The following is an 8,361-nucleotide window of genomic DNA, read 5'->3' as shown; positions in this document are numbered from 1 at the left end:
TTTCGTGCCAGCTAAGAGCAAGCTGACACGTTGATGGACAATTATCAGTTAGAGTTAGGGATCTAAACTACAAGCATCGCATAAGCTGAGTTTGGGCAAAAAAAGTTCGAAAGTGTCTACTGATTATGTGTCTATTCTGACAATATTATTGATAAAGGTGGGAAAATGCAGAATATGTTCGCCAAATAAACGAAGCAAATACAGAAAACCCCATAAATGCAGTAATATGACTCCGTCACATTGGCAGCAAGGAGTTCATGTGAGTCAAGAAGATGAAAAATACCCAGCCAGCGCGATATCTTCGTGGAGCGGGTTCGTTTATCAAGGAAAAGTTGCACTATATCATTCGCTTAAGCTTATTCATGATGGTGATTTGGACTTCGAGCTTCAGCTTGATAGTAGTGACGACTTCGCTATTTATAAAGATGGAAAGCTACAAACCGCCCATCAAGTAAAAGCGAAGATTAGTAAATATCGTAGTGGCTACTCCAAGGCTCTGGAGCAATCCACGTTGATCGAACACGACAAAATAAAAGGGACGCCCCGTTACTTTCACGTATCCGTACAGCTAGATAATACCGATGATCACAAAGGGACTAGCGAAGAAATAGTGAAATTCTACCGCTATGGAGACAACTTTCATTGTGGACTGGGTGAAATTGAGGGACTGACCAAAGCACTGATAAAAAATATATGTGAGAAACAGTCCATCACGGTCAGTGATAATCTCATAAATTTTAACTATTGCTTACTCTCAGAAAAAATAAGTACCAAGGCAATACACAATCACAAACTAAATCAAGAGGACGGCTTTTCAGAAAACAAAGCTGCTTACGAAGGCCGTATCGAGGCAAAAGATATCCTAGAGGAATTGCTGACCGAAAACCCCTATCAGAATCGCGACTACTATACCGTTGAGTTGAAGGCCAGGCTTCAAACCTACCTAGAAGAACGGCTAGATCAGGCGCTACCAACAATGAGTGACGCCACTTATGAGAGAGCTAGGCGTTTGTGCGAGCACATACGCGAAACGCCCATCAACGAGTTAAAAACGCTATGCCAGATGATGAAGCCATCCGAGCGGTTTCAAGACGTTCAGACGAACGACATCAGGCGATACACCAAGCTCATCCAAGCTATTTCGGTGGAGCCCATATTCAACCATCTCCCGCACTACCTCGACAGCGAAAATCGGTTCTACGTGCCTACCGCTCTTGACGTGGATGAAAGCGAGGAGTGTGAGTCTGACATGATCAGAGAAATGAAAAACAACGGGGATCTGCTGAGACTACTTTTTGAGTACAATCATCTAATCGCCAGCAAAGCGGAAGCCTCATTCACCTTTAATACAAAATTCACAAACTCAGATGATTTCGATAACAAGCCAGCTACTGAAAAGCTGGAAAGCAACATCATCAAATCGCTATGCATTAGCGTAATGACAAAAGAGGACGCAGAGGGTCAACTGAATGATAAAACAACTCATTGATGAAGCACTTGTTGCCCATGGCTTTGTGAGTAAGCGAGAACTGGACACAACAAGCTTTTATGTTCGCGAGTCTGGGTCTGCTATTAGATTCGCAGTCGTACATACTTTAGACGGTCTTCCTGACCCAGCCGAGCTAAATAACCGAATCAATCACCTTGCTCCTGATGAATTTCTTAGAAACCCAAGTTTCAAGAAGAATTGCGATCTGATTTGCATTTATCGCCTTGACGTTCTGGCCGAGTTCAAGGATCACGAAGAAGAAATCTTCGCAATCGAGGAAGACCCGCATTTTTATAAAAAATACGTTCTCTACTACAGCATAGCGGAAGAAAGCGCTCTCACCAATTTCACTTACAGAAAACTGGAGACTTTGATTGCTGATAAAAAAGAGTTTCTTAGTTACAAAGAAAAACCTCTTGTAGCCACACAATACAGCTTCGCGGCGAAGACCTTTATCAAACTTCCTTTCTTAGAGTTACCTAGCCATCAAGGAAACCTCGTGTCCTTGAGGTTACAAGCAGCTGAGGCCGTTGCAGAAGCCGGTCTGAACGATATGTATTCGACTATCCAGACAGTCACAGGCAAAAATGCCGACGACATTATCAAGGAAATGATTAACAATGAACTGGCAAATATCCAAGATTGAAGTCTCTAGCTTCAAAGCATTCAAGCATATCTACTTAGATCTTGGCGAGTCGTCCTTACTAACTCTGGACGGTCCTAACGGTTATGGAAAAACAAGCATATTCGACGCCATCGAACTACTGCTCACCGGCCAGATCAATAGAATACAAAACCTATTCTCTACTTTACTAACCAAGAACAAAAGAGACTACGCGGACAACCTCTTCTGGAACAACCGCTCCGGCGAAAATGACCTCTGCATTAAAATTGAATTCATTAATGGTGATCGTAAACTTGTTTTAGCAAGACATTGCCCAACTGCGATATTCAAAAAACCAGCGAACAATCGTGCAGACAAGTATGAAAACTTTAAGCTTTACGAGCTACCGGAATTTGAATCATCTGACTTTACGAAGATCAATCTGCGCGACAACAACTTCCTTGACGAAATTTTCGGTAAAAACTTCAGGGAAAACTTCTCTTTCCTTAACTATCTGGAGCAGGGACAAAACCGGCTGTTACACACTCGAGTAGACGAACGTAAGGATAAACTAGGAAACCTCTTTAACATCAGCGATATCGAAGCTGAGATCGAAAGCTGCAGCACCATATACAGTAAACTTACAAAGTACATCAACGATCCTGAGCGTAAGGCAAAAGTCGAGACACTCACGGAAGAGATAGCCATCCTAAGAGACACATTGCAGGCTGAGGCTGGGATCGTTGAGTACAAAAAGCTCTCGACGACTGATGTCCAGCCAGGATGGGACAAGGAGGACCTCTTCTCGACGTATTCTGCGTTAGACCATACTACCTACCAGGAATCTGTTCGCAAGATTATCACCCTTCTGCCACTCAAAGCCACGATAAAAACCAGGGTTCACAACGAGGCAATTGATGCCGAGATTGATCATAACGAGGAATCCCTGAGAAGCTTGGCTCAGTTTGGTAAGGATCTTGGCAAGCTTGATTTGCTTGATGCTATCAAGAAGGGGATTGATGAGTTAGAACGTTCAGCAAACATCATCAAACGCGGTGCTACGGCAATTAGCTTTGAAGAAGCTCGAGCACTACCAAACTGGGCAGATGGGCGCCTTGAGTGGTTTGAATTACAAATTGAATCCCGAAACAGCCTACGCGAAAAAAGCAGCGCCAATGCGAACGTCATAGCCGAATTGGAACGCCTGAAAAGGCAGCTGATTGATGAACATAAGAAGTCCTATCCCAATGACCAGTTGTGCCCCCTCTGTGGCGCGGACTGGGAAGATCACAAATCAATGGTGGATGCCATTGAAGCAAGAACCAAGCGGATCTCTGAATCACTAAGCAAAGACGGTAAGGACTTAGTTAACCTTGTCACTGCTATGGACGCTGAGCTGAAGCTCATTGACACCCATATACAAGACAGTTTGAAACTTATCAAGCCTACATTTGTACCAAATCTTCATGCAGAGCTGACCAAAATTAAGCTTCGGCTCCCGGCAATAACCCAGCTAATGGAGAAGCTGCAAAGCGACAATATTCAATTTACTGACTCATTTACGGAAATTGATGACGTAGTAAATGAGCGGCTTGAAAAGCTCAAAGCGATTCTAAGGAATAAAAAACAGGTTGAAGCTGATGCTTTAGCGCTGCCGGAGGACTGGCGAGATACAACAAACAGCGCCTTCAAAGACCTGCAGGACTTCTACATAATCACGGCTGAAGACCTAAAAGACAAAGAACAGTACATATCGATTAAAGCCAATGAGGCTCAAAACTCCAGGCTCCAAACCTGTATTTCCGGTCTTAATCTTATCGAAAAAGAAACCCTGGCGGCCCAAAAAGCTCAAGGTAAAATCGAAAAGCTCCGAAACACTTTGAAGAAGACAGAACAGAGTTATACCGACCAGACAATTTCGGCTATTGAGCTCATATTCCACATCTACAGTGGCCGGTTAATCCAAAACTATCAGCGTGGCTTGGGCCTGTTTATCGAGAGCCGCGAAGGTACGCAGTTGAGGTTCCTGACTGCTGAGAAGTCTGAACACGACGCAGTCATGTCTATGAGTTCTGGTCAGGTGTCAGCCCTCAGCCTTGCCTTCTTCCTTTCCCTCAATAAGGTCTATGCTCAGGTGCCTCTCATCCTGATTGATGACCCGTCTCAATCTCTGGATGAAGTCAACATCGCTTCCTTGACCGATCTACTCCGTTGCGAACTCAAGCACTGCCAGCTAATTGTCTCATCCCACGAGGACGATATCTCTGCTTACATGCGCTATCGGTTCAACAGAGCGGGCTTAAAGACAAGTTCACTTAACATGCAGCTATTGGCGAAAGATGCTTTGTAAAAGCAGCCCATATCAATGTAATAGAGCTGGGCGTCCGAGATGTTCATATGGATGGGTTAACCATCCTGAAGAGGATGTCACAAACAACAATAGGATCTGATTTTGCGCGTTCTTTCATTAGGTTAAGTATTGCAAAATCAGGTCTCTATTAATGTACCTTCTGACCGTCATAACTTACTTTGGGGCATTTTTAAGTTAGAAATGGCAGCGTCCCGATGCTTCGCTGCCATTTTAATATGGTTTGTTACCGCACTTGCGTCCCTACAAGCAGGGCAAGCAACCTAATATACAACTCAGACAAGCATTCCAGCTTTACACCGGGAAGCTAAAATGTTTTCCGTCTGGCAGTTCTACATCAATGCGAAGCTTACCACCGGTCGCTTCGATGTATTTCTTTAGAGAGCTAAGACGTAAATCTTTGCCAGATTTCTCTAAATTGGCAACTGATGGCTGGCTAATGCCCATAGCTTTAGCGATTTCTACTTGAGATAGATGGGTGATCTCTCGAAGCTCAGCAAGTCGAATATCAAGAAGCATATCCGCTGCTTTTTCTTTAGCGGCAGCAAGTGCTTCTGGTGACATTTTTGCGTCAAGTACGCTTAATGGGTTACTTTTCATTTTTAAGTTCCTCTAAATGCTCATCAAGTTCTGCATCAGCAATCGGAATCATCTTTTTGTAGAATCTCTTATCGCCAGTTTTTTCACCGCCACATAAGATAATTCCTGTTCTTTCTGGGTCAAAAGCAAAGAAAGCTCGTATAGGTTTCCCATTGATTTGCACTCGCAACTCTTTCATGTTGCTGTGCTTTGAATCTTCCACAGTGTCAGCGTATGGTCTGCTCAGCTGAGGCCCTCTTTCAAGAAGAACCTGGATGCATGCGCGGACATTAATTTGATCGCTTTCATCTAGTGATAGAAACCACTCGTCAAAAAGTGGTCTAGTTACTACATTCCACATGTTTTATCTTTGCTTTCTTAGTATAGACTATATTCTATATAGATTTTTATCTATATACAATCACGTCAACTTTAATAATCACTCAACCCTACAGATAACAAGCGCAAATTTTATGATTAAGCAATGCCTCGGCAGTCTGAATTGGGTACACCTCAAGCAAACCATATCGCATCTTTGAAAAACTGGTTCGTTTATTATTGGTTTTATACCCTATGTGAACTAATATTGAATACCATACTTAAAACAGACCGAAGTAACAAAAATGTTCATACGAGGATACCTAAGAGCATCAACTGATGAACAGGATGCTAATCGTGCTAAAGCTGAATTAGAGCGGTTTGCTAATCAAAAAGGTGTACGTATTGCCAGTTTCTATATTGAAAACCAATCAGGTTCTAGACTAGAAAGAGCTGAGCTATCACGTTTAATAGGTGATTCTCACCAAAATGATATTTTGCTTATCGAAAAGGTTGATAGGTTATCAAGATTACCATATGAACAATGGAAGCTGCTCAAACATCAATTAGTTGATGCGGGACTTCATATTGTTGTTCTTGACCAGCCAATGACTCATGCTGCCCTCAGCGGTAACGCCGAAAGTTCTATGATTTCAAAAGTGCTCACTGAGTTTATGATTGATCTCGCTGCGGCAATGGCCAGGGATGATTATGAGACTCGACGTAAAAGACAAGCACAAGGAATACAGAAAGCAAAAGCCTTGGGTAAGTACCAAGGAAGAAAACCAGATCTCAAGCTGAGAGAAAATGTAGCACTTTTGCTTAGTGAGGGGAAAAGTTGGTCTCAGATTCAACACCTTTTGGGCTGTAGCCGATCAACTATTGCAAAGGTCAAAAAGCAGGGTAACTCTGACAAAGACTTCACTTTGTAAGAAGGAATTAATCGAAGCAAATTTTTCCTTTAGGAATATAAGGTTATGCTCTTAGCGTACAATATTTTCCGAATCGTCGTGTGACCCCGTAAAGCTCAATCAATCTTGGAAGAACTAGCTAAGCATGAGCCTCTGACCAGCATTGCAATTGAAAGCAACAAAAGTAAGTCAGCTATTTCACAAGTCATCAAGCGAATTGAAAACCAAATTGCTCTAAGCGCCACTTTCTGCAATTGTTCTTTAAACAGTTTTAATAGATAGGAAAGGAGTTACTTATAGTACTAAGCCAGAAGTGAATCTTGAACCTCAGTATCAAGTAGGTTTTTCTGTTACAATAATGTTTCTTTCCTATCGGTAAGTCATTATCATCTGACCTCCCAATTCATTGAATAAGTTAAGGATAGTTGTGTTTTATGGAACGTTTGTTTGAGAAATTGTTGTATTCAGCCCGATGGATAATGGCACCTATTTACTTGGGTTTAAGCTTTGTACTTCTTGCTTTAGGTATCAAGTTTTTCCAAGAAGTGTGGCATATTTTACCGAACATATTTTCGATTAAAGAAACTGACTTGATACTTGTGACACTCTCTTTGATAGATATTTCACTAGTGGGTGGTTTGATTATCATGGTTATGTTTTCTGGTTATGAAAACTTTGTGTCTAAAATCGATGTTGGTAACAACGCTGATAAGTTAATGTGGCTGGGCAAGTTAGATACAGGCTCTCTCAAAAACAAGGTGTCTGCTTCTATAGTGGCTATTTCTTCCATTCACTTACTCAAAGTCTTTATGAACACAGAGAATATTCCTGATGAAAAGATTAAGTGGTACTTACTACTTCACGTTACTTTTGTTCTTTCCGCTTTTGCAATGGGATACTTAGACAAATTAACGAAAAAAGAAAATTAGTTTGATAGCAGATACCGTATGTCACTTCTGGACAGAAACAATTCAGACTTTGTGGCCGGAATCTACCCTTCAGATAACTTCTGGTATTGTAAAACACAGAATGGCATCGCTTGATAAGACAACCGAGAACGGTACTGGACAAGAATGTGCAGAGTGCTCTTTGGGTGCAGAAATAGCATTATGCAGAGCTTACTCATTTGATTTTCTATCATTATGATATATCGTGTATTTTTCTTGTCAGGAGGTGTTATGAATTTATCAAAATTAGCTCTGTTGTTTTCTGTAACATGCTCATTAAGTGTATTTGCTAATGAGACACAAACAATCGACACTGAACTCGGTACTTTTCAAGTAAAGGATCTGGGACAAAGTATGTCTTTAACCCATAATTACCAAATCAGCTTTGGTAATGAAACCATCGGTACTACTGAACAGTACATTGAACTAAAGACTTTTGATTTAGGAGTTGCCAGATACACAGGGGGATTACACTCAGTGTTAGTAAAGGGCTATCCTGCTGGTAACGCTTGTGCAGAGGTCTACTCTGTTATGAGGTTTAAAGAGAATTATCAGTTTGTATCTGAAAGGCTTGATGTTTGTGGCGGTACAAAAAGCATTAGAAAAAACGGGTCTATTGTTATCATTGAAGGTTTTGAGAGAGATGAAGTGACCAAAGTTAAATATGTTGTGAACAGTGATAAAGTCTCTAAGAACGGTGAACCATTCAGCTCTGGTTATAATTTCTTTGACTAATGATAAGAGTACTCTCCTTGTCGGTGCAAATGGAGCGGGTTTATCTCAGCATGAACAACTTCTTTGTACTTTCTAAGTCCGTTAACGCAATTAAACTGTCTGAGATTAAGGAAAGAAACGATTGATACCTTCTTTAACTTGGTTCTGTACTGTAGTCACTCGCATAAATATGTGAATGTAGAATTATGCGGAGAATGAATGTTAACAAGTTAAAGGAAATGGGTGTTTTCTGTCACGGCCTCTCAACTGGTAACCATGAGTAAAAGTACGGTGATTTCAGTGGCACGACCCGCCACTGAGTAATTACGTTAACGCGCTTTGGGGCAAAGGCGTGTTTGCTGTAGTCGCTTCACTTTTCCTCTGCCAAGTGAATTGACAGAAGAAAAAGTGACAAACTTTATTGTTATGAA

The 8,361-nt window shown here is 41.5% G+C and carries 8 protein-coding genes; 6 read left to right on the top strand and 2 right to left on the bottom strand.

Annotated features, from left to right (window positions below; translation table 11 throughout):
* The first annotated feature begins 259 nt into the window (after positions 1-259).
* Genes SU60_RS18800 through SU60_RS18790 form a run of 3 tightly spaced genes read left to right on the top strand, consistent with a single transcriptional unit; the run spans position 260 to position 4,443 of the window.
* On the top strand, positions 260-1,489 hold the full coding sequence (locus SU60_RS18800) for an ABC-three component system protein (protein WP_041156869.1): 1,230 nt from the start codon (positions 260-262) through the stop codon (positions 1,487-1,489).
* Positions 1,470-2,135 (top strand): ABC-three component system middle component 1, encoded by a 666-nt coding sequence (locus SU60_RS18795; protein ID WP_041156868.1) that lies wholly within the window; start codon positions 1,470-1,472, stop codon positions 2,133-2,135. The genes SU60_RS18800 and SU60_RS18795 overlap by 20 nt, the downstream gene beginning before the upstream one ends.
* Positions 2,110-4,443, top strand: a complete 2,334-nt coding sequence (locus tag SU60_RS18790; RefSeq protein ID WP_041156867.1) for an AAA family ATPase — start codon at positions 2,110-2,112, stop codon at positions 4,441-4,443. The genes SU60_RS18795 and SU60_RS18790 overlap by 26 nt, the downstream gene beginning before the upstream one ends.
* 312 nt (positions 4,444-4,755) lie before the next feature.
* Here the strand turns inward: SU60_RS18790 and SU60_RS18785 are convergent, their stop codons facing one another.
* Both SU60_RS18785 and SU60_RS18780 read right to left on the bottom strand, forming a co-directional pair.
* Entirely contained in the window at positions 4,756-5,061 is a 306-nt protein-coding gene (locus SU60_RS18785; protein WP_041156866.1) for a helix-turn-helix domain-containing protein, read from the bottom strand.
* Positions 5,051-5,401 carry a type II toxin-antitoxin system RelE/ParE family toxin gene (locus SU60_RS18780; RefSeq protein ID WP_041156865.1) on the bottom strand — a complete coding sequence of 117 codons (351 nt, stop codon included), beginning with the start codon at positions 5,399-5,401 and terminating at the stop codon, positions 5,051-5,053. The genes SU60_RS18785 and SU60_RS18780 overlap by 11 nt, the downstream gene beginning before the upstream one ends.
* A gap of 262 nt (positions 5,402-5,663) precedes the next feature.
* Here SU60_RS18780 and SU60_RS18775 point away from each other — a divergent pair, with 262 nt between their 5' ends.
* The 3 genes from SU60_RS18775 (at position 5,664) to SU60_RS18765 (ending at position 7,951) form a co-directional block, all read left to right on the top strand.
* Positions 5,664-6,290 carry a recombinase family protein gene (locus SU60_RS18775; protein ID WP_041156864.1) on the top strand — a complete coding sequence of 209 codons (627 nt, stop codon included), beginning with the start codon at positions 5,664-5,666 and terminating at the stop codon, positions 6,288-6,290.
* A 413-nt stretch (positions 6,291-6,703) separates the two neighbouring features.
* Positions 6,704-7,198, top strand: coding sequence for a TIGR00645 family protein (locus SU60_RS18770; RefSeq protein WP_041156863.1), 495 nt, complete (start codon positions 6,704-6,706; stop codon positions 7,196-7,198).
* A 249-nt stretch (positions 7,199-7,447) separates the two neighbouring features.
* Positions 7,448-7,951 carry a hypothetical protein gene (locus SU60_RS18765; RefSeq protein WP_041156862.1) on the top strand — a complete coding sequence of 168 codons (504 nt, stop codon included), beginning with the start codon at positions 7,448-7,450 and terminating at the stop codon, positions 7,949-7,951.
* The last annotated feature ends 410 nt before the right edge of the window (positions 7,952-8,361 follow it).

The sequence above is a fragment of the Vibrio mytili genome (assembly GCF_000830505.1).
GTDB lineage: Bacteria > Pseudomonadota > Gammaproteobacteria > Enterobacterales > Vibrionaceae > Vibrio > Vibrio mytili.
Note: the sequence above shows the minus strand (reverse complement) of the source record. Positions and strands in the feature narration are given on the sequence as shown.